General features: G+C 55.6%; 17 protein-coding genes and 1 riboswitch. Of the genes, 16 read left to right on the plus strand and 1 reads right to left on the minus strand.

Annotation, left to right across the window (positions count from 1 at the left end; translation table 11 throughout):
- Positions 1-66 precede the first annotated feature (66 nt).
- The 3 genes from add (at position 67) to ACFQ2I_RS09280 (ending at position 4,171) form a co-directional block, all read left to right on the plus strand.
- Positions 67-1,110, plus strand: coding sequence for an adenosine deaminase (gene add / locus ACFQ2I_RS09270; protein WP_377563744.1), 1,044 nt, complete (start codon positions 67-69; stop codon positions 1,108-1,110).
- A gap of 128 nt (positions 1,111-1,238) precedes the next feature.
- A complete protein-coding gene (locus ACFQ2I_RS09275) occupies positions 1,239-3,482 on the plus strand; it encodes a heavy metal translocating P-type ATPase (RefSeq protein ID WP_377563745.1) in 2,244 nt (747 codons plus the stop codon).
- Positions 3,479-4,171, plus strand: coding sequence for a sulfite exporter TauE/SafE family protein (locus tag ACFQ2I_RS09280; RefSeq protein ID WP_377563747.1), 693 nt, complete (start codon positions 3,479-3,481; stop codon positions 4,169-4,171). The genes ACFQ2I_RS09275 and ACFQ2I_RS09280 overlap by 4 nt, the downstream gene beginning before the upstream one ends.
- Before the next feature lie 6 nt (positions 4,172-4,177).
- Here ACFQ2I_RS09280 and ACFQ2I_RS09285 read toward each other — a convergent pair whose 3' ends face one another.
- Positions 4,178-4,609 (minus strand): FixH family protein, encoded by a 432-nt coding sequence (locus ACFQ2I_RS09285; RefSeq protein WP_377563748.1) that lies wholly within the window; start codon positions 4,607-4,609, stop codon positions 4,178-4,180.
- Positions 4,610-4,931: 322 nt separating this feature from the next.
- On the opposite strand from ACFQ2I_RS09285, the gene ACFQ2I_RS09290 reads away from it, so the two are divergent.
- The 13 genes from ACFQ2I_RS09290 to hrpB all read left to right on the plus strand — a co-directional run bounded on the left by ACFQ2I_RS09290 (position 4,932) and on the right by hrpB (position 20,718).
- Positions 4,932-5,891: an acetylxylan esterase gene (locus ACFQ2I_RS09290; protein ID WP_377563750.1), complete on the plus strand. Its 960-nt coding sequence runs from the start codon at positions 4,932-4,934 to the stop codon at positions 5,889-5,891.
- A gap of 112 nt (positions 5,892-6,003) precedes the next feature.
- Positions 6,004-6,213: riboswitch (cobalamin riboswitch) on the plus strand.
- A 155-nt stretch (positions 6,214-6,368) separates the two neighbouring features.
- Entirely contained in the window at positions 6,369-7,379 is a 1,011-nt protein-coding gene (locus tag ACFQ2I_RS09295; protein ID WP_377563752.1) for an ABC transporter substrate-binding protein, read from the plus strand.
- A gap of 3 nt (positions 7,380-7,382) precedes the next feature.
- Entirely contained in the window at positions 7,383-8,414 is a 1,032-nt protein-coding gene (locus tag ACFQ2I_RS09300) for a FecCD family ABC transporter permease (protein WP_377563753.1), read from the plus strand.
- Positions 8,411-9,190: an ABC transporter ATP-binding protein gene (locus ACFQ2I_RS09305; RefSeq protein WP_377563754.1), complete on the plus strand. Its 780-nt coding sequence runs from the start codon at positions 8,411-8,413 to the stop codon at positions 9,188-9,190. Before ACFQ2I_RS09300 ends, ACFQ2I_RS09305 begins: the two co-directional genes overlap by 4 nt.
- A 70-nt stretch (positions 9,191-9,260) precedes the next feature.
- On the plus strand, positions 9,261-10,331 hold the full coding sequence (cobT, locus tag ACFQ2I_RS09310; protein WP_377563756.1) for a nicotinate-nucleotide--dimethylbenzimidazole phosphoribosyltransferase: 1,071 nt from the start codon (positions 9,261-9,263) through the stop codon (positions 10,329-10,331).
- 15 nt (positions 10,332-10,346) lie between these two features.
- The gene (gene cobU / locus ACFQ2I_RS09315; protein ID WP_377563758.1) at positions 10,347-10,931 is read left to right on the plus strand and encodes a bifunctional adenosylcobinamide kinase/adenosylcobinamide-phosphate guanylyltransferase; all 585 of its coding nucleotides are present in this window, start codon (positions 10,347-10,349) and stop codon (positions 10,929-10,931) included.
- A complete protein-coding gene (gene cbiB / locus ACFQ2I_RS09320; protein ID WP_377563760.1) occupies positions 10,931-11,908 on the plus strand; it encodes an adenosylcobinamide-phosphate synthase CbiB in 978 nt (325 codons plus the stop codon). Before cobU ends, cbiB begins: the two co-directional genes overlap by 1 nt.
- The gene (gene cobS, locus ACFQ2I_RS09325) at positions 11,890-12,720 is read left to right on the plus strand and encodes an adenosylcobinamide-GDP ribazoletransferase (protein ID WP_377563761.1); all 831 of its coding nucleotides are present in this window, start codon (positions 11,890-11,892) and stop codon (positions 12,718-12,720) included. Before cbiB ends, cobS begins: the two co-directional genes overlap by 19 nt.
- 27 nt (positions 12,721-12,747) lie before the next feature.
- Complete coding sequence (cobD, locus tag ACFQ2I_RS09330) at positions 12,748-13,848, plus strand: threonine-phosphate decarboxylase CobD (protein ID WP_377563762.1); 1,101 nt, start codon at positions 12,748-12,750, stop codon at positions 13,846-13,848.
- Entirely contained in the window at positions 13,845-15,437 is a 1,593-nt protein-coding gene (locus ACFQ2I_RS09335) for a cobyric acid synthase (RefSeq protein WP_377563763.1), read from the plus strand. The genes cobD and ACFQ2I_RS09335 overlap by 4 nt, the downstream gene beginning before the upstream one ends.
- A complete protein-coding gene (locus tag ACFQ2I_RS09340) occupies positions 15,437-16,144 on the plus strand; it encodes an adenosylcobinamide amidohydrolase (protein ID WP_377563764.1) in 708 nt (235 codons plus the stop codon). Before ACFQ2I_RS09335 ends, ACFQ2I_RS09340 begins: the two co-directional genes overlap by 1 nt.
- A gap of 147 nt (positions 16,145-16,291) precedes the next feature.
- Positions 16,292-18,073 carry a copper amine oxidase N-terminal domain-containing protein gene (locus ACFQ2I_RS09345; protein WP_377563765.1) on the plus strand — a complete coding sequence of 594 codons (1,782 nt, stop codon included), beginning with the start codon at positions 16,292-16,294 and terminating at the stop codon, positions 18,071-18,073.
- Positions 18,074-18,240: 167 nt separating this feature from the next.
- Entirely contained in the window at positions 18,241-20,718 is a 2,478-nt protein-coding gene (gene hrpB / locus ACFQ2I_RS09350) for an ATP-dependent helicase HrpB (RefSeq protein ID WP_377563766.1), read from the plus strand.
- Positions 20,719-20,756 lie beyond the last annotated feature (38 nt).

Genomic DNA, 20,756 nt, shown 5'->3' on the forward strand with positions numbered 1-20,756 from the left:
AGTTCCGAGAGGGATAGAAGTTAACTGTAAGGAATATGAGCGGAAGAGATCAGGAGGCCTGCTATCATGAGTGAACTGAATGAATCCAGACTTCTGGCTATGCCAAAGGTGGATTTGCACGTTCATCTGGACGGAAGCGTAAAGCCGGAGACCGTTATCGATCTTGCTAAGCGGGAAGGAATGGCATTGCCTGCATGGGATGCGGCCGGATTGACCCGCTATATGAAGGTGGAGAGAGATTGCGCCAGTCTCAAGCAGTATTTGGAGAAATTTCATTTCGTCGGGGCATTCCTCCATACGCCTTACGCGCTTGAGAGGGTTGCGTATGAACTTGTAGAGCAATCGGCAGCGCATCGCTGCCGTTATATCGAGGTGCGTTTCGCACCGCAACTTCATCGGGAACGCGGCTTATCGGTCAGAGATGCCATTCGTCATGTCGTAGAAGGGCTGCAGCGTGGAGAACAGGCGTTCAAGGTGAAAGCGCGCTGCATTGCTATTTGCCTTCGGGGCCACGATAAAGTTCAGAATGTAGAAGTGATTAGGGCGGCTGCTGAGTTTTTGGGGAAAGGAATTGTAGCGGTGGACCTGGCAGGCGCAGAGGCGGCTTATCCGCCAGGACTGTACGAGGAGGAGTTCAGACTTGCTCGGAAGTTAAACTTGCCTGTAACGATCCATGCTGGAGAGGCGGGCGGCGCGGATAATGTGGAGATTGCGATTACTGTCCTTGGGGCTAGCCGAATTGGTCATGGTGTAAGGCTTAAGGAGGATATGAACGTTTTTGGGATCGTTCGGGACAGGAGAATCCCGCTGGAATTTTGCCCGAACAGCAATATTCAGACAAAAGCTGTGAGCAGCTGGGAAAACTATCCTATTCGGGACTATTTCCAACAGGGCATCACGATTACAATCAATACCGATAATCTAACAGTGTCGGATACGACGATTACGAAGGAGTTTGCTGCGATCGTCGCCCATTTCTCGTTTACAGAAGATGAATTATGTCAACTTGTTCGCAACGGGGCGCAAGCTGCCTTCTTGCCACCTGCAGAGAAACAAAAATTAATTTCTGAGATTGATGATGCCTTAAAGGCGTGGGTAAGTGACGAATAATCAGCATCGTTGCTTGACAAAAAGCACTCTTCATGAGAGTGCTTTTTTTGTGTTTTCGTTTTTTGCACGGCTTGTCATGAGCGGCAGACAACTTGTCATATAGTAGGAAGAAAGGAGGCGCGTGGCTAATGACAGTAGATTCAAACATAATAATGGGCGAGATTGCGGAGCTGGAATTTCAGCTACAAGGCATGCATTGCACCGCATGCGCGTCCAGGGTCGAGAAGTCGCTGTCTCGTATGGACGGCGTAAGCGAGGTCGCGGTCAGTTTCCCACTCCGAACGGCTTGGGCTCAGGTGGAGACCGACAAAGTGAGCCTTCAGGCAATGAAGGACGCCATCGCCAGGCTGGGCTTCACTGCGACGATGAATCAGTCGCCCTATACTAGCCTGCAGCGAGAGCGGAAGCTGATGCTTATGCGCTTGCTTCCCGCCATTCTCCTCTCTCTCCCCCTGCTTGCGGGTATGGTTCATCATATGGCGGGGCTATCCCGATTAGCCGCCATGCTGCCATCCTGGATAGCGGACCCGTACGTACAATTGACGCTTGCTACCGTTATCCAATTGGGAATCGGCCTACCTTTCTATATCGGGGCGTACCATGCAATCAAGCAGCGAAGTGCCAATATGGACGTGCTTGTCGTCATCGGAACGTCTGCAGCTTATCTATATAGCCATTATGCCGTGTTGCACTCTCTGGGAGGTCCTTATTACTTCGAAACTTCAGCAGTAGTCATTACCGCTGTTCTGCTGGGCAAATATCTGGAGACGACCGCATCGCTTCGTTCGCAAGTACAATCGGACGGCTTCGGCAGCTTGCAATCATCTTATGCAACAGTAGAGCGGGCAGGCGAGAAGAATCGCATTCGTACGGAATATGTGAGGACGGGCGATACGGTATGGGTCGGCGATAAGGAAATGATTCCTGTCGACGGCACAGTCCTGCAAGGAGACGCACTGGTGAACGAATCTATGCTTACTGGCGAGAGTCGCGCGGTGCACAAAAGCCCCGGCGATTGTCTATGGGCAGGTACGACACTGGACAGCGGCCGATTGAAAATAAGAACGACATCTGCCGGACACGCCACGTTACTCAACAGAATTAGGGAGCAAGTTATGGAAGGACAGCGCTCCAAGTCAACGCTGCAGGGTCAAGTCGATGCAGTGGCTGGCTGGTTCGTTCCCATGATGCTAGGCTTCTCCGCCATCACTTTCCTGCTGTGGGGGCTGTTGCTTCAACCTGGAGAATGGAGCCATGCGATGATGTGCGCAATTGCTGTCATGCTCGCCGCGTGTCCTTGCGCGCTCGGTCTGGCCGCTCCGATCTCGCTAGTCATCGCTTCGGGACGACTGGCGAAGAGCGGAATCATTGTCAAGGATGCGGTAGCGATTGAGCGGCTTGCGGGAATCGATACGATCGTATTCGACAAGACCGGCACATTAACCGAAGGCCGGCCGTCTGTCAGCGCGTTGGATGCATGCGAAGAAGGCTCCATGTCGGTGCTGCGAATTGCTGCAGCGGTTGAAGCGAAGTCAGAGCATCCGCTGGCCGTCGCCATTCGCGAAGCTGCGATGAAGAAGGGAATCGTGATCCCGGAAGCGGAATCGTTAACATACAGGCCAGGTTATGGCGCAGAGGGGATGCTGCAAGGGGAACGTATCGCATTGGGCAACATGAGACTGCTGAAGGAGAAGGGCAGCAAGCTCGGGAAGGAAGCCCAGCTGTCTGCTCAGCTATTGGAGTCATCGGGTGCTACTGTTCTGTATTCCATAAGAGGGGAAGAATGCATCGGTATTATCGGCTTCTCGGACAGCATCCGAGCGGAGGCTCCGCGAGTCGTTGAAGCGCTTAAGAAGCTGTCAGTAAGGCCTGTCATGGCGACAGGCGATAATATCGCTCCTGCGGAAGCTATCGCTGCGAATGCGGGCATAGTCGAGGTGCGGGCCAGCATGCTGCCCGAGCATAAGCAGCGACTAATCGAGCAATTGCGACGAGAAGGCGCTAAGATTGCTATGGTAGGAGACGGGTGGAATGACGCGCCGGCATTGGCTGCTGCCGATGTCGGCATCGCGATGGGCAGCGGTACGGAAGGGGCGCTTGGAGCAGGACATGTCACACTGATGTTCTCGCGATTGCAGAGTATTCCTGAAGCAATTGCGATAAGCAGAAGGACACTTGGGAACATTCGCCAGAACTTGCTATTCGCCTTTACCTATAATGTTCTTATTATTCCCTTCGCAGCCATTGGCTGGCTGGCGCCTTGGATGGCGGGGACGGCGATGGCGCTTAGCTCGGTATCCGTCGTTGCCAATGCGCTGCTGCTGGGACGCCGGCTCCATGTCGACAGCTATGAAGCGGCGGGTTGTCGATGAGCGGGCTTCATAGCGTAGGCCTCATCCTGCTGACGGGCTTGTTAAGCGCCCCTCACTGCATCGGCATGTGCGGAGGGATCGTCGCGAGTGTCACGCTTCAATCGCCGGTATCTGCGACGGAATCGTCTCTTCTGTATAATAGCGGTCGCCTGCTCTCTTACAGTATGTTCGGCGCGGTGCTCGGAGCCGCCGGCTCCTTCGTCAATGTCGCCGGCGGATTCGCGGGAGTGAAAGGGATTGCCTCTATACTGGGGGGGTGCTTCGTACTGTTATGGCTATGGCGCAGATTCCAATTACCCTTCATGCACCGCTTGTCATCGCTGCTCCACAACAGACTGGTTAATAGGGCTCAGCAAGTATCGACATCCAGAGGCAGCCGCCGAGCACAGGTGCTCGCTGCGGGGGTCGCCTTCGGCTTCCTGCCATGCGGATTGACATATGCAATGGGCATGAATGCTGCAGCTTCGGGAAGTGTGCTGGGTGGAGCGCTCATCATGCTTCTCTTCGGCGCAGCTACTTTTCCCGCTTTGGCTTTCGCCGCAGCGGTAGCCGCTCTGACAGACAAGCGCTGGCGCAGATGGGTGAGAAGGGTGGGGACGATATGCGCTTGTATCGTAGGCGTACAATCGATTCTTCGCGGACTGGCCGTCAACGGGCTGATCCCGTCACTGACGCCATGGCTGTGGTAAGCCGGCTTAGTCGTAGACGGCATGGAAGACATTGTTCAGTTCAATCGTTTCAAATGCGGGATGCGCAATGGTCAGGCTTGCTTGCCACCTTCCGGCCATAAGGGGCATCCCTTCACCTTCATAGACGCCGGGGGACGATTCCGTTAAGACAAAGCTGTAATCACCGCATACCATACCGATCATATTCAACTGCATCTGTAAGCTCATATCCGTAATAGGTTTTCCGGCCATATTATGCAAGGAAATCCTGAACGTATTCAGTTCCAGCGCTCTGGCAGGGAAGTTGTCAATCTCCCAGTTGACTTCGCCTTGCGGAATAGCTTGTTTGGGCATGAACGAGTAGGCTGTGGAATGATCGGATTTCAGCTGCAGGACGATGAGAGCGGCGCCGACCGCCAACATCATGGCTGAGGCAACGAAGAAGCGTGTTCTGAGCAAGGCATGGCCACCTCCAATCTCCTTATGGATTTTCAACTGTGTGCGCTATTAATTACGTATGCGCAATGCTGTGAATTTACTACGATAGAAGTAGAATGCTTGTGTTGTGACGATGCTTTGCCAGCTATTGGGTCGCTCATGATTGAAATGCCTTAAAAGCGGGCTTATTTGTCGTTGGACAGCATGGATGATTGTGGCTATAATGTCCTAGATAAGCCAGTGGCGCCGAAAAGCAGCTTCGAGGCAAACGATAATCTTGGGTTTATTCACCGTGAGGGTAAGGTACAGACAGGTGTCCAATGGAGAGGGGAAAAAGCGGAGCATGAACGCAATTGAGCGAAGGATTAGGGATTTGAACAACTTGCGGCCGGATCTTACGGCACGAGAAGATCTTCAGCAATACTGGGAAGAAACGCTTCAAACCTTCAACGACAAACCGCTGAACAGCAGCAGAACGCAAGTGGAGAGTCATATGGAGGGCGTGGAAGCGTATGAGGTGCACTTTGAAGGCTTTGATGGAACACCGATAAGAGGGATGTATGTGCACCCAGCTGGCGGGAAAGAACGAAAATGGCCGTGTATTGTAACCTATCCGGGGTATCAGGGCACTTATTACGAACCGGAAAGTCTGGCCATGTGGGCGTGTGCGGGTTACGCTGTTCTTGCGATTGACCTTCGCGGCCAGAAGGGGGGAACCGGGAGTCAGCTGACATTCGATAGCGGTGTTATTAAAGGCTTCGTCTCGCAAAATATAACGGACAAGTATCGCTGCTACTACCGAGCAATCGTCGTGGACTGCTTGAAAGGGTTGGAATGGGCGGCGCAACAACCGGAGGTGGACAAGAGGAGAGTGGCGACAGTCGGAAGCAGTCAAGGCGGCGGCATAGCGCTGCTTACGGCTGCGCTTAGCGACATTCCGTCCGTTGCAGTCGCCCATGTGCCCAATATGTGCCGTATCGATTATGCGATGCTTTCTTCTACTGGATCGACTACGGAATTGTCCCAATATTGCGAGGTTTACCCGGATCGATTGGAGCAGGTGTTGGAGACGGTCAGTTATTTCGATATGTTCAATTTGGCGGACCGTATATCAATTCCCGTATTCGTAAGCGTATGCTTGAAGGACTTGGTATGTATGCCCGAGACGATATTTCCGATGTACGATCGTATTGTATCCGAGAAGGAGATGGAAATATATCCGTTCTCCGGACATACGGTAGGGTCGCATCAATTGAAAGCAGGCATGGCCTTCATGAAAAAGCATCTGGCGCGAGTTGAATAGATAATGATTGTTATCATAGACAAATCCGAGGATCAGGAGTATAGTTACTATGTGAAAATTGAATAGATGACTACAGGTGTCAATTTCAATCGAATGATGGCATGCTGCGCATCCCAAGGGACGTGCGGCAAGCTCTCGCTTGAATGAGACTTAATAGGGAAGCCGGTGCAATTCCGGCACGGACCCGCCACTGTGAGGATCAGAGGAACGATTGAATCATCGCTCTTCATATGCCCGGCATGAAGTCACTGAGCGCAAGCTTGGGAAGACGCCGCGATAGCATGATCCGAGTCAGGAGACCTGCCTATATGTCGTAACGCAGTCCTACGTGGATTTAGGAGGTGTTGGGTAGAGTGGTTGCAGCTATTGCTGCGGCTTAGTAGGCGTATCCGGCACATCGTCCGGGCACGCTTATTTGGCGTTGGAGCAGGAGAATAGGGACAAGAGAGAAAAACCTACAACAGGGAGCGAATGATCATGATGAAAGTGTTATGGAACAAGAATGCGATCGCAGGTATGCTGCTTGTCATGCTCATGCTGATGCTTGCAGCATGCGGCGCTAACGGGGAGACGGAAGGGAACGGCGCGAAAGCAGAGGGAGCGACGGCAACACCTGCGGTGCAATCGCCGTCACCGGCACCGTCGGAAGAAGCAGCATCAAGCGGCGAGACGACATATCCCTATTCGGTAACCGATGGAACCGGAACAGAGGTCACCTTCCAGCAGGAGCCATCCGCGATCGTAACACTCGTGCCGAGTGAGACGGAGACGGTATTCGCGATCGGTGCTGGTGATCGAGTGGTCGGGGTGGACGAGTGGAGCAATTATCCTCCGGAGGCAGCTGACATCGCCAAGATCGGCGATATGACGACTAATATCGAAGCAGTGCTGGCGTTGAACCCGGATCTGGTGCTGGCATCGGCCTCTATGAATGGGGATGCGATTGCCAAGCTGCGTGAGTTGAATGTTAACGTGTATGCTTCCGAGCCCAAAACATACGATGAGGTTATTGCGAAGATCGAGGAAATCGGCCGAATCGTGAATGAGAACGAAGAAGCTGCCGAAGTGGCAGGGCATATGCGCGAAGTGAGAGAAGAGATAGAAACGGCGGTTCAAGATGCCGATAAAAAACGGGTATACCTGGAGTTCTCTCCGGGCTATACGGTCGGTTCGGGAGAGTTCCTGGACGAGTTGCTGACCATGGCGGGTGGCAGCAACATTGCCGGGGGACAGGCAGGCTGGTATCAGGTGAACGCCGAGGAAGTTATTGTGCAAAATCCGGAAGTGATCATCTATCCGGACTTCGGTGAAGAGAAAAGCTCCATATTAACAGCGATCGAAGAGCGTCCTGGCTGGGAAGCGATCGACGCCGTGAAGAACGGGAAAATGGTCATGGTGACGAATGATCCGCTTGTCCGAGTTGGTCCAAGACTGGCAGAGGGATTGCAAGAGCTTGCGGAAGCCATTCATCCCGAGTTGATGAAATAGAAGATGAAGGGATATGTATACGGGGGAGCAGCTATGCTCCTTCTTGTTGTTTCTATGATTGCCTGCATGTCGATCGGCTCCGCGGGGCTTTCATTCCTCGACGTGTGGGGCATCCTGTGGCATCAGCTTCCCTGGGCGAAGGGAGAGGGAGGCTGGAGCGACGGGGAGATCGCCATCGTCACACAGGTGCGTCTTAGCCGGGTTTGTCTCGCGGTACTGGTCGGCGCATGTCTTGCGCTATCCGGCACGGGCTTTCAAGGGGTGCTGCGCAATCCGCTCGCCGATCCCTATACGCTCGGAGTAGCTTCCGGCAGCTCTGTAGGTGCGGCTTTTATTATTTTATTCGGTATGCAATATGCAATCGGATTGTGGACGATACCGCTAGTCGCGTTCGGTACTGGTATTGTTACACTGCTTGCCGTGATCTGGCTGTCGCGCTATGACGGAAGGATGGGTATTGAGACGCTCATCTTGTCCGGTGTCGTCATCCAAGCGTTCCTTGGAGCCTTCGTCTCCTTAATGGTCTCTCTCTCGGAAGGCGTAGTGAATCAAATTCTGTTCTGGATTATGGGTTCGCTTGCGATGCGCAGCTGGGATCATCTCTATATGGTCATTCCATTCCTTGCCGCAGGCTTGCCGGTGCTTCTCTACTATGGCGGAGCGCTAAACCTGTTCGCGCTTGGTGAGCGGCATGCCGCCCATCTGGGTGTGCGGACGGAACGTACGAAGCTGATCGTACTCATTACTTCGACGCTGCTTACCGCAGCGGCGGTATCCGTCTCCGGCGTAATCGGCTTCGTCGGACTGGTCGTACCTCACCTGATCCGGCTGGCCGTCGGGCCTGACTACCGTCTTATTACGCCCCTGGCTGCCATTGGCGGCGGCATCTTTATGTTATGGGCGGATACGCTGGCCAGAACGCTGCTTAGCCCGAGGGAACTTCCGCTTGGCGTCGTGACAGCCTTGATCGGAGCGCCATTCTTCGCTTATTTGCTATACAGACGCAAGAAGAGGGAAGGAGGCGGCGAGTTGTGAAGCTGCAGACGAAAGGCATTAAAAAACAGATTGGCGGAATTTCCTTGCTTGAGGATATTGCGCTGGACTTTCGATCCGGAGAAATATACGGCATTATTGGCCCGAATGGGGTAGGCAAGTCCACACTGCTTGGCATTATGGCGGGCACGATCAAGCCGGACGAGGGAACGGTGCATCTGGACGGGCAGGCCATTGCACGAATGGAGCGCAAGCAGCTCGCGCGTCGGATGGCCGTCCTGCAGCAAGGCGGCATACCGCCGGTCGGATTTACGGTACATGAAGTAGTCGCGATGGGCAGATACCCGCATCAGAACTGGCTTGGCGGGGAAGCAGACGATCCGGAACCGATCATTGAAGACGCATTGCATGTAATGGGACTGGAGAAGCTGAAGCGTCGCAGCATGCATCAGCTGAGCGGGGGGGAGCGGCAGCGGGTGGCGCTTGCAAAGCTGATGGTGCAAAAGCCGAAGGTGCTGCTACTCGACGAGCCGACGACCTATCTGGACATCGGGTACCAGTCCGGCTTGATGGACACGGTGAAGGAGTGGCAGCGGAAGGAAGGCTTGCTTGTTGTCGCCGTACTCCATGATCTGAACCTGGCATCGCTGTATTGTGACAAGCTGGCAGCCTTGCACGGCGGAACGATCGCGGCGTACGGAACGCCTGCGGAAGTCATAACGGAGGAACTGATCCGGTTCATGTACGGCACCGGTGCAACCATCGTTCCTCATCCGTCATGCGGTGTGCCGCAGATGATGCTGCAGCCAGGCAAGTAGGGGAGGCGCGGAGTGACGGAAGAGAGGGACATATGGATGAAAGGCAACTTGAGCGGGAGGATGAATCGCAATGACAACGGAGAATCGATATGAAGAACAACTGCAGGCAGCGATAGACGGCATACGTCCGTTCAATGAGGCCTATGCGAGGCGGGCCAGACAGCATTCCGACGGCTTGACCAAGCCCCCGGGAAGTCTGGGCAGACTGGAGGATCTGGCTGCACAGCTGGCTGGCATTACCGGCGAATTGTGGCCGGAGCTGTCGCGCAAGGCGGTCATCGTCATGGCCGCGGATCATGGTGTGTGCGAGGAGGGGGTAAGCGCCTTCCCATCAAGCGTAACGCCTCTGATGGTGCATAATTTCCTGGCGGGAGGAGCCGCTGTCAATGTGCTTGCCCGTCAAGCGGGTGCAGAGGTCGTCTGCGTCGACGTAGGAGTCGCAGCAGAGCTTGAGCATCCCATGCTGCTGAGCCGCAAAGTCATGATGGGCACGCACAATATGGCAAAAGGTGCGGCGATGAACCGCGAGCAAGCGCTGCAAGCGATACTGACAGGAATCGAAGTCGTCAGCTCACAAGCAGAGCAAGGGGTGAGACTGTTCGCGACAGGCGAGATGGGGATCGGCAATACGACGGCAAGCGCCGCTATCGCCTCCGTGCTTGCTGAGCTGTCGCCGGAGCAGGCTGTCGGCAGAGGCACCGGCATCTCCGACGAAGCGCTGGCGCACAAGGTGAAAGTGGTACAGCGCGCCATTGCCGTTAATGATCCGGATAGGAATGACCCTGTCGATGTGGTGGCGAAGGTGGGAGGACTGGAAATCGCAGGTCTCGCCGGCGTCTATATCGGTGCGGCGATGAGGGGCTGTCCTGTCGTGGTAGACGGCTTCATCTCCTCTGCGGCGGCGCTTGTCGCTCTGAAGCTGGCGGAAGGCGTGAGACCGTATCTGATCGCCTCGCACTTGTCGCATGAGCAAGGTCATCGCCTGCTGCTGGAGAAGCTGGGACTGCAGCCGATGGTGCAGCTTGGCATGCGGCTCGGCGAAGGCACCGGCGCGGTGCTGGCTTTTCATTATGTGGAAGCGGCGCTTCGCCTGATGCAGGAAATGGCCACATTTCAGGATATCGGACTTGAGAACAGTTAGCGGGAGGGGATGGCATTGGCAATATTGATCACGGGCGGAGCCAGAAGCGGCAAGAGCGGCTTCGCGGAGCAATATGCGCAGCGGATTGCAAGCAGCGGCGTCTACATCGCCACCTGCCAGCCTTACGACGATGAGATGAGAGAGCGCGTCCGCAGACATCGGCAGGATCGGGAGATTGCGGGCTTCCGTTGGGTGACGAGAGAAGAGCCGCTTCGGGTCGCGGAGCTGCTGGAGGAGCTTCGCCGGCAAGGCGACTCGCTCGCCGCCGGGGGTGGGAAGGCTCCGGTCGTGCTTCTGGACTGCCTCACGTTATGGCTCACCAATGTGCTGCTGCAGGAGGAAGCTTCGGAGAGCCTTCGCTGTGACGAAGAGACGGATCGTCTGGTGGAAGCGATCGTCCGTTACCCGTATCCCCTTCTGATCGTTACGAATGAAGTAGGAGACGGCATCGTGCCGGAATATCCGCTTGGCAGGCAATTCCGTGACGAGGCGGGCAGGCTGAATCAAAGGATAGCCGCCGTCTGCGAACGGGTATTCCTGGTGACAGCGGGCATTCCGATCGATCTGCGGGCAGCGGCCTTCCGCTGGGAGGATATGTAATGCTATACAGTCTGAAGGAGCTGCTGCTGCTGGCGATGGCTGCGATTGCAATCGATTGGCTTATCGGCGATCCCAGATGGCCTACTCATCCCGTCATATGGATCGGCCGGCTGATCGGCCGGTTGGAGCGGGCATGGCTGCGTCAGGACGGCTGTCAACGCAGCGGGGAGAAGCGAATGTACGGGATTCTGTTGACTGTCATTGTACTGGCCGCAAGCTGGGGAATGATGTGGGGGATGGTATGGCTTGCCGATATGGTTCACACATGGCTGGGCTACGCGGTGACCGCCTGGTTCATCTCCACGACGATTGCTGTGAAGGGCTTGAAGGAAGCGGCGATGTCGGTCTATCGGCCGCTGATCGAGGGCAATCTTAATGAAGCGAGGAAATATGTCGGTTATATCGTGGGGCGAGACACGGACAGTCTCGATGAGTCTGAAGCTGTCCGCGCTACGGTGGAGACTGTAGCGGAGAATACCGTAGACGCTTTCGTCTCGCCGATACTGTTCGCCTTGCTTGGCGGAGCGCCGCTGGCCATGCTGTACAGGGCCGCGAATACACTGGATTCCATGGTCGGCTACCGCAACGACAAGTACGTCGACTTCGGCTGGTGCTCGGCCCGCACCGATGATGTTTTGAATTACATACCCGCCAGATTGACAGGCCTTATGATGGTTGTCGCGGCTTATCTGCTGCCCGGGCTGGACGGAAGACGCAGCTGGAGTGCTATGCGGACATTCGCCGGCAGTCACCCGAGCCCGAACAGCGGCATACCGGAATCCGCCGCCGCGGGTGCCCTTGGCGTACAGCTTGGCGGCAGCAATCGGTACTTTGGCCTCGTGAGCGAACGGGCGCGCATGGGCTGGCCGCTGCAATCACTGCAGCGTTGCCATATCAGACAGAGCGTGAGGCTGCTGTACGCGGTCAGCATAATCATATGGATAGGAGTGTTGCTCACATGGCTCATATGCGCTTGAGAGAGCATGGTTATGCGCTAGCGGCTGCCGTCCAATTCCTGACGCGGATTCCGGTTCCGTTGAATGTGCCATTCACGCCTCCTGTTCTGACCAGAAGCATTGCTTATTTCCCGGTTGCCGGATTGGCCATAGGGACGCTGCTTGCGGCTGCTTCGTGGCTGCTGTCTCACTTGCTTCCGCCATGGCCTACCGCTGTGCTGCTCGTGGCGTTATGGGCGGCGCTGACAGGCGGTCTGCATCTGGACGGATGGATGGACACGGCCGACGGCGTGCTCAGCCACCGCTCACGCGAGCGGATGCTTGACATCATGAAGGACAGCCGTGTCGGAGCGATGGGCGTACTTGCCGCTGTACTGTTGCTTATGCTGAAAGCTTCCCTCATTGCAGAGCTGTTGACGGCTGGTGACGCCGGCAGTGAAGCTGGGGGAATACCATTGGCTGCCGTATGGATATTGACTTGCTGCTGGAGCCGCTCCTGGATGGGAGCGGCGATTGCCTGGTGGAAGCCTGCACGGCAAGGTGAAGGGATGGCCAACTTATTTAATGGCGTTAACAATAAAAACGTTGGTTTTTCAGCGATTCTGTCGCTCTTGATTTCATTTGCAGCATTAATGATTAATGATGTTAATTGTATGAACGCGTTGATGCTTGCCGCTGCGGCTCTCATCTTGACAGCTTTGGCCGGGACGGCATCGGCCGCTTCATTGAACCGAAAGCTTGGCGGTCTGACCGGCGATACATACGGTGCAATGAATGAAGCGCTGGAGACGTTGCTGTTGCTCGCCGTCGTCATATGGCGGCATATAGGATAAGAAGAAGGTAGAAAGGACGATGTCGATATGCTGGAACGATTTGGACATGGGGGAGACTTGACGACTGCAGCGGAAGCGTTCGGTAGAGAATCCGCTCAATTCCTGGACTTCAGCTCTAATATGAATCCGCTTGGCCCGCCGGAGTATGTCGGGGATATTGTGCAGCAATACATACAGCGGATACAGGTTTATCCCGATCCTGCATCCCGCAAGCTTAAGGAACTATTGTCGAATTTGCACGGCATTGACGAGAAGTGTCTGCTGATCGGCAACGGTGCGGCGGAATTGATCGATCTGGCGGTGAGAGCCATCGCTCCGGAAGCGGCAGCCGTCGTATCGCCTTGCTTCTCGGAATATGCTGATGCGGTGGGCAAGCTGGGAAGCCGACTTCACCGCATTCCGTTGTCGGCGCAATCCGGCTTCGTGCTTGGGCAAGATCAGCTCTGGCAGGCGATGCAGTCGGGTGCGGGACTGTATATACTGGGAAGCCCGAACAATCCCACTGGGCGATTAATCGATCGGAAGTTAATCGAACAGCTGCTGGACAGCGGAGCATATGTGATGCTGGATGAAGCTTTTCTTGATTTCGTACCGGGCTCCGAGACGCTGACTATGGTAGCGGAAGCTGCGCGCCACTCCCGTCTGATCGTCATTCGTTCCATGACGAAGTTCTACGCCGTTCCCGGCATTCGGCTCGGTTACGCAGCAGCTGCTCCTGAGTTAATCGATAGCATGAGAAGCTTGCAAGTGCCATGGAGCGTCAATTCACTGGCCCAATCGATTGGCGAAGCTGTGATCGAAGACATGCCGTTCGTTAGCCGTACGCTGGCATGGCTTGATGAGGAGCGGACTTGGCTTGCGAAGAAATTGAACAAGCTCGGGTTTATCGTAACGCCAAGCGATGCGAACTATTTGCTGCTGCGGCTGCCTGAGCGGATGAAGCTGAATGCTTCCAGCTTGCAGGAGGCAATGGGGAGAACGGGTGTGCTTATCCGCGACGCTTCCTTATTCCCTGGCTTGGACGAACGATATATTCGAGTAGCTGTGAAGCTGCGCGAGCAGAATGCGAGTCTGCTGGAGAGATTGGCGGAGATGATGGCGGAAGGCAAGGATGGGGAACTCGCGTGAAGGCAAAGGAATGGAACGCGGAGAGCGGCATGACGGCAGGACGTACGCTGATGATTCAGGGTACGGCATCCGATGTCGGCAAGAGCGTGGTCACTGCCGCGCTGTGCCGCATATTCAAGCAGGATGGGTATCGTCCCGCCCCGTTCAAGTCGCAAAATATGTCGCTTAACTCCTATGTGACGGCGGACGGCAAGGAGATTGGACGGGCTCAAGCCATGCAGGCGGACGCTTGCGGCATAAATGCTACTACCGACATGAATCCGATTCTGCTGAAGCCATCAGGCGACATGCGCTCGCAGGTCGTCGTGCATGGCAAGCCGCTTCGGGATTACGAGGCGGCGGAATACCGGAGCCAGTACTTGCCCATAGCAGGTGGTATTGTTCGAGAAGCGCTGCAGCGGCTTCGTTCCCGCCACGATATTGTCGTGCTGGAGGGGGCGGGCAGTCCGGCTGAGATCAATCTGAAGGATAGAGATATCGTCAATATGCAGATGGCCGAATGGGCGGAGGCGCCAGTCCTATTGGTGGCGGATATTGACCGGGGCGGCGTGTTCGCCGCTATCGTCGGTACCTTGGAGCTATTGGAGAAGACGGAGCGCGACCGGGTATGCGGCTTCATTATCAACAAGTTCAGGGGCGATCTGTCGCTGTTGCAGCCCGGACTTGCCTGGCTGGAGGAGCGGACGGGCAAGCCGGTGCTGGGGGTGCTGTCCCATCTGCCGGACCTGGCTCTGGAGGACGAGGACTCCTTGGCGATCGGAGGCCAATTGCCTTCTTATTCCATGCAATCCGAAGGAACGCAACGAGAGCGTCTGGACATTGTCGTGCTGAGGCTGCCCCGCATCTCCAACTTCACCGATATGGACCCGCTGCGCTTCGAGGCGGATGTGTCGTTGCGCTATGTCAGTTCTCCAGGACAGTGGGGGAATCCGGACGCCGTCATCGTACCGGGCAGCAAAAATACGCTGGAGGATCTCGCTTGGCTTCGTGAGCAAGGTCTGGAATCGCTGCTGCTGAACCACAAGGAACGGGGAGGATGGACTGTCGGCCTATGCGGCGGATATGAAATGATGGGATTGGAGCTATCCGACCCACAAGGGGTAGAGTCTTCCAAAGGCTCCATGACAGGAATGGGGCTGTTCCCGTTCCGCATCCAGTTCGGAGAAGAGAAGACGACACTTCAAGTGCGGGGACGCGCCCGCATAACTTCCTTACATGAAGAGACTGATATCGAAGGATACGAAATTCATATGGGAACCATGGAATGGATGAAGCCTCCGGATCATCAGCCGTTTCGCATAATGTGCGACAAGCGGAACGAACGTTCGGAAGGAGCCGCCTCGCCGGATGGTCGCACATGGGGCACGTTTCTGCACGGTATTTTTCAGAACGATGCCTTCAGACGGCAATGGCTGAACGAAATTCGAACAAGCAAAGGGTGGGCCGCTCTGGAGGGGGAGGCCGTCGGCATTCCGTTCCGGCAGCGCAGGGAAGCGGCATTCGACCGGCTGGCTGAACATGTCAGGACGTGTCTGAACGTGCCGCTCATATACGAAATAGCCGGATTGAGGAAGGAGTCGAGCGATTAATGCAACCATTTCGCAGCGGCAACGAATATGTGTCCCGGCTATGCCCGGGCGTTCAGCTGTTATTGAAGGAAGATCGAATCGAGCTTCGGAGCCAGGAGCCGTTATATGCGCTTAGCAGCGCCGTATGGCCGGGAGGATTCTCAGAGACGGATACGATCGTGAACTGGAAGGTACCGCTGACGTATCAATGTGACGATCCCGTACAGGATATACGCGAACAATGCGTGCAATGGGGATATGATGCCGAGCGGACGGTCGGCTTCATTACGGCGGCGAAGCTGACGCATGCTGCCGTGCAGGAATCTGAAGGGGACGGCTTCAAGCTGCTCTGCTGTACGACATCTGGAACGAAGAATGCAGCAAGGGCGGGTATGCCGAGAAAGACATTCCCATCCTATATGCCCGGTACCATCAATACGATGATTATGATTGATGGAGAGCTGTCTCAGTCTGCGATGGTGAACGCGGTTATTACCGCGACGGAAGCGAAGACGGCCGCCCTCCAGAAGCTGGGAATTGTCGAGCGGGCGAACGGAGAATCGGCGACAGGAACGACGACGGACGCCATTGCGATTGCGATTACACGGAATAAGAACTGGGGGGTCAAGCACGTGTATGCCGGCTCAGCCACCTCGCTGGGCTGCACGCTTGCCGAGGCTGTTTACAGATCTGTGTACGTGGCCTGCAAGACCCAGGATGAGGATTAAGCAACTGGTCGACTAGCAGGCATGTTGGGAATCGTTGCAACTTTTCGGAATGTGTGACGTTTATAGGTTGACCGGTTTCTTATTGTCTTTTTGAGCATAATGATGATGCCGGATTGCTATTGTAAACGATGAAAAGGGGCCAGATGAATGATTTCCACGAATCGCCGCAATAAGACGAAAGCGGCAGCAGTCATGCTGTCGCTCATGCTGTTGACCGCACCTCTCCAGGCGGCAGCCGAGCAGGAACAGGCCATTACTTCAGGAACTTCATACGTTGTATTTTATGTCGATCAACCGGAAGCTTTTTTGAACGGAGCGCAAGTGATGCTGGATTCCCCGGCCGTGATCAAGAAAGGTCGCACGTACGTTCCTGCCAAATTTCTGGGCGACACCTTCGGCATGAAGGTGGAATGGGACGAAGAGACACGCACCATTCTCATGGAGACGCCCAGCCACATCATTACGCTGGACACCGAGAATAAGGAAGTATGGGTGAACGGGCTGCTGCATAATTTCGATGATGTCGCGATGCTGTCGAAGGGCAGGCTGCTGATCCAGTTGAGATGGCTGTCCGACTATATGGGCGCAACTTATACATACAACAACGAGCTTAGAAGGGTTGATGTTGTCTATGCGAAGAAGCCGGACGGCCTGTACGATCCCGACAAGAACAATTCCAAGCCTGTCGCCAAGTTCACCTTCGGCAAGAGCAGCTACCGGATCGGCGAGCCGATCAAGTATATTAACCTGAGCTACGATCCCGATGCGGAAGGACATCAGCAGGAATGGGAAGGGAAGGAAGAGGTGTTTTTCAAAGCCGGCACTTACCCTATTACGCTGAAGGTGAAGGACAAGCATGGTCATGAGAGTGCGCCGTATACGAGGAATCTAGTCATCGAAGATGACGTGTATATGACAGAAGAGGAATACCCCATCTATACGAAGCCGGTAGGCGGTTATCTGCCGATGGATTGGAGCACACTGTATAGCCACTACTTCAACCTGCCGAGTCTGGAGAAGCAGATCGAGCTGGACAGATCCCGTACGATGCTTATGAGCGACAGTCCGGAGACATTCACGGAGACGGGCATTCTGTACCAGGATGTCATTAATGGCAAGGGAAGGCTCTACGCCGATCATCTGAACGGAACGAAGGAGAAGGTCGGATTCGCCATACTGGCCACGAATCAATCGGACAAACCGGTTAAAGTTCGCACGACCAATAAAGGTGAAGTGTATCCATCCATCTACGCCCATCTGATCGGCAGTGAAGCGACTGTCGACTTCCTGATGGAGGACAAGGCGGACGAGACGATGACCATACCCGCAGGCCAGACGTTCATCTACAAGCAGTTCCCCGACTTCTATCCCGGTCAAGGGGTCAATCTGCTGTACGATGTGGAGACGGATGGCGAGGTGCAATTCACGTTCGCCGCGGCGGATGCCGTATCGACGAAGATGTTGGATATGCGCAAGCTTCCCTTCAACGGTCATGTGCGCGGCACCTTCCAGATCGCCGGCTTTAACTGGGAGATGGATCTTACAGAGGCCGGACTGAAGAAGCCCCATAAGCTCGTCATAGGGGACGGCAAGGAAGATCCGTTCCAGATGGGGTACGATCCCATTCGCGGCACCGAGGCCGTCTTGTCCGGCAATTACGGAACGGTCTATCGCATTCATGCCGACAATCCGCGCAAGATGGCGATTATGGTACTGGCCAAGGGCGGCGCGTTCAAAGGTCCGTTCAAGGTGAATGGGGAGATGGTCAAGGTGCCAACCTCCGGCGTGCTGACGGCGTTCGACGGCATGATTATGCTGGCGAAAACGACGGGCCGCGAGGAGAGTCTGGATATCTCGTTCAGTCCGCCGGCAGGTTCCGCATTCCCGATCAACCTGATCTTCTATCCGCTGGATGATCGTGTCGAGTAGATATGATTACTGCCGAAGGCATCGCTCCTGCTGCTGCTGCTGCACTGGAGAAGATGCCTTCTTGCGTATGGATGGAGAGAGTGGTCAGTTCCGGCAGATCGATAAATAATCAACCCGATTGTGGTAAAATAGAGCTTACTGTGCACTAGGAAAGGACTGGACTGACGATGAAGAAGCAGCTGCCTATCGATCAAGTGCTGCCGGAGCTGTTAGCGGCGCTATCGTGCAGCAACAACGCCGTGCTGCTGGCAGAGCCCGGGGCCGGCAAGACGACTCGCGTGCCGCTTGCACTTCTGCAAGCGCCTTGGCTGAGAGGACAACGTATTGTGATGCTGGAGCCGAGACGGCTTGCGGCGAGGGCGGCAGCGCAATATATGGCAAGAGAGCTGGGGGAAGCGGTAGGTGAACGGGTCGGATACCGGGTTAGAATGGATACGAAGGTAGGGCCTCGCACCGTCATTGAAGTGGTAACCGAAGGTGTGTTGACCAGAATGCTACAAGAGGATCAAGCGCTGGACGGTGTAGGGGTCATCTTGTTCGATGAATTCCATGAGCGGCATCTTCACGGCGATCTGGGTCTGGCCTTGGCCTTGCAGTCCCAGCAGCTGCTGCGCGAGGATCTGCGCCTGATCGTGATGTCGGCGACACTGGAGGCCGAGCCCATCGCAGCATTATTGCAGCAAGCGCCAGTTATTCGATGCGAAGGACGATTGTTCCCGGTGAAGACGAATTATGTTGACGGGGACAAAAAAACGCCTTTGTCCACCCGGATGGGCCGCTGCATTCAAGACGCATTAAACAATCACGAAGGCGATGTATTGGCCTTTCTGCCCGGAGTGAGAGAAATCCGCCAAACCTCGCGCTGGCTGGCATCTGCCGGACTGCCGGCAAATGTTCAAATCAGGGAGCTGTATGGCAGCATGCCGCTTCAGCAACAGGCCGAGACGGTAGCCGGATGCATGGACAGTCGCCGAAAGGTGGTGCTAGCTACATCTATTGCGGAGTCCAGCATCACGGTTGACGGAGTAACTGTGGTCATCGACAGCGGTCTGATGCGGGTATCCCGCTTCTCGCCGAAGTCCGGCATGAGCGGACTGGAGACGGTGCCCGTCTCCAAAGCGTCAGCCGATCAGCGCCGGGGAAGAGCCGGCAGGCTCATGCCGGGTACGTGCTACAGGTTATGGCGTGAAGAAGAACATCGCTATCTGGCGGATCAGAATGCTCCCGAGATGTTGTCCGCTGACCTGTCTTCTCTTGCGCTGGAGCTGAGCATATGGGGAATTGCCATTCCGGCGGAGCTGGATTGGGTGACCCCGCCTCCCATGGCGGCGTACGAGCAAGCGTCAGATCTCCTGCAGCGGCTAGGGGCGATGAAGCCATCCGGCCAGCCGACGGCTGAAGGGAGGCTTATCGCGCGGCTGGGGGTCCATCCGCGGCTAGGGGCGATGCTGCTGTCGGCGAAGTCGATTGACGAGCTTCGCATCGCTTGCGAGCTCGCAGCGTTGTTAAGCGAGAGAGACATCTTGCCGCAGGAGCGAAATGTCGATATAGAGCTCAGGCTGGACAAGCTTCGTCGCGACGGTAATCGCGATCCCGCCTTACAGCGGATAGCGGCTGCTGCCGGACAACTGGAACGAATTGTAGTGGGAGCATGGCAAAATAACAAGTGGCAGAATTCACGGCGTTCGGCAGGGGTGCTGCTGGCTGCGGCGTATCCCGATCGCATCGCGCAGCGGCGAAGCGATGGGCGGCTGCTGCTGGCTGTCGGACGCGGCGCGGTGATGCCGGCCGAACAGCTCTTGTCCGCGTCGTCGTATGTGGTCGCATGCGAATTGGATGATGCGGGAGCGGAAGGGCGTGTACTACTGGCCGCCGCATTGTCGCAAGAGGAGATCGATACGGAACTGGCCGCTTATATTCATGATTCGGAAGAGCTGTATTGGGACGAGCAAGCTTCGGCCGTTCGCGCCAGCAGGAAGCGGATGCTTGGCGCAATCGTTCTGTCCGAGCATCCGCTGAATCAGCCCGACCGGGATCAGATCTCAGATGTGCTGCTTCATGTCGTTCAGCAGAGAGGCTGGGACCTCCTGCCGATGAAGGGGAAAGCGCAATCGCTGCTGGAGCGCATGCAGCTCATGGCTCGCGGCGGACGAACGGAATGGTCGCGCATGACGGGCGAGGCGCTGCTGGCTTCGGCAGACGAATGGTTAAAGCCTCATCTATATGGTCTGAAGAGCAGGGCGGATCTGCAGAGGCTCAGAATGGCGGATCTGCTGAGCGGATTGCTGACATGGGAACAGCGCAAAATGCTGGATGAACAAGCTCCCACTCATCTGATAGTGCCTAGCGGCTCGCGTATCCCGATCGATTACAGCAATCCTGATCAGCCGGTTGTCGCTGTTCGGCTGCAGGAAATGTTCGGGATGACGGAGACTCCGAGGCTGGCGGATGGAATAATTCCTCTGACAATCCATCTGTTGTCGCCTGCTCAGCGGCCTGTGCAGGTGACGAGTGATTTGAAGAGCTTCTGGTCGGAGGCATATTTCGAAGTTAAGAAGGATTTGAAGGGACGTTATCCGAAGCATTATTGGCCGGACAATCCTTTAACGGCAACAGCAACCAATCGCGCCAAGCCCCGGAAGTGACGGCGAACTGATTAAAGTAACATATCAGGTTCGTTTGT

Origin of the sequence: Paenibacillus chungangensis, from assembly GCF_042675905.1 — a bacterium.
GTDB lineage: Bacteria > Bacillota > Bacilli > Paenibacillales > Paenibacillaceae > Pristimantibacillus > Pristimantibacillus chungangensis.

Bases quoted from the DNA above. Each gene is read 5' to 3' on its own strand.
- add (WP_377563744.1), top strand. From the start codon at position 67: ATGAGTGAACTGAATGAATCCAGACTTCTGGCTATGCCAAAGGTGGAT.
- ACFQ2I_RS09275 (WP_377563745.1), top strand. From the start codon at position 1,239: ATGACAGTAGATTCAAACATAATAATGGGCGAGATTGCGGAGCTGGAA.
- ACFQ2I_RS09280 (WP_377563747.1), top strand. From the start codon at position 3,479: ATGAGCGGGCTTCATAGCGTAGGCCTCATCCTGCTGACGGGCTTGTTA.
- ACFQ2I_RS09290 (WP_377563750.1), top strand. From the start codon at position 4,932: ATGAACGCAATTGAGCGAAGGATTAGGGATTTGAACAACTTGCGGCCG.
- ACFQ2I_RS09295 (WP_377563752.1), top strand. From the start codon at position 6,369: ATGATGAAAGTGTTATGGAACAAGAATGCGATCGCAGGTATGCTGCTT.
- ACFQ2I_RS09300 (WP_377563753.1), top strand. From the start codon at position 7,383: ATGAAGGGATATGTATACGGGGGAGCAGCTATGCTCCTTCTTGTTGTT.
- cobT (WP_377563756.1), top strand. From the start codon at position 9,261: ATGACAACGGAGAATCGATATGAAGAACAACTGCAGGCAGCGATAGAC.
- cbiB (WP_377563760.1), top strand. From the start codon at position 10,931: ATGCTATACAGTCTGAAGGAGCTGCTGCTGCTGGCGATGGCTGCGATT.
- cobS (WP_377563761.1), top strand. From the start codon at position 11,890: ATGGCTCATATGCGCTTGAGAGAGCATGGTTATGCGCTAGCGGCTGCC.
- cobD (WP_377563762.1), top strand. From the start codon at position 12,748: ATGCTGGAACGATTTGGACATGGGGGAGACTTGACGACTGCAGCGGAA.
- ACFQ2I_RS09340 (WP_377563764.1), top strand. From the start codon at position 15,437: ATGCAACCATTTCGCAGCGGCAACGAATATGTGTCCCGGCTATGCCCG.
- ACFQ2I_RS09345 (WP_377563765.1), top strand. From the start codon at position 16,292: ATGATTTCCACGAATCGCCGCAATAAGACGAAAGCGGCAGCAGTCATG.
- hrpB (WP_377563766.1), top strand. From the start codon at position 18,241: ATGAAGAAGCAGCTGCCTATCGATCAAGTGCTGCCGGAGCTGTTAGCG.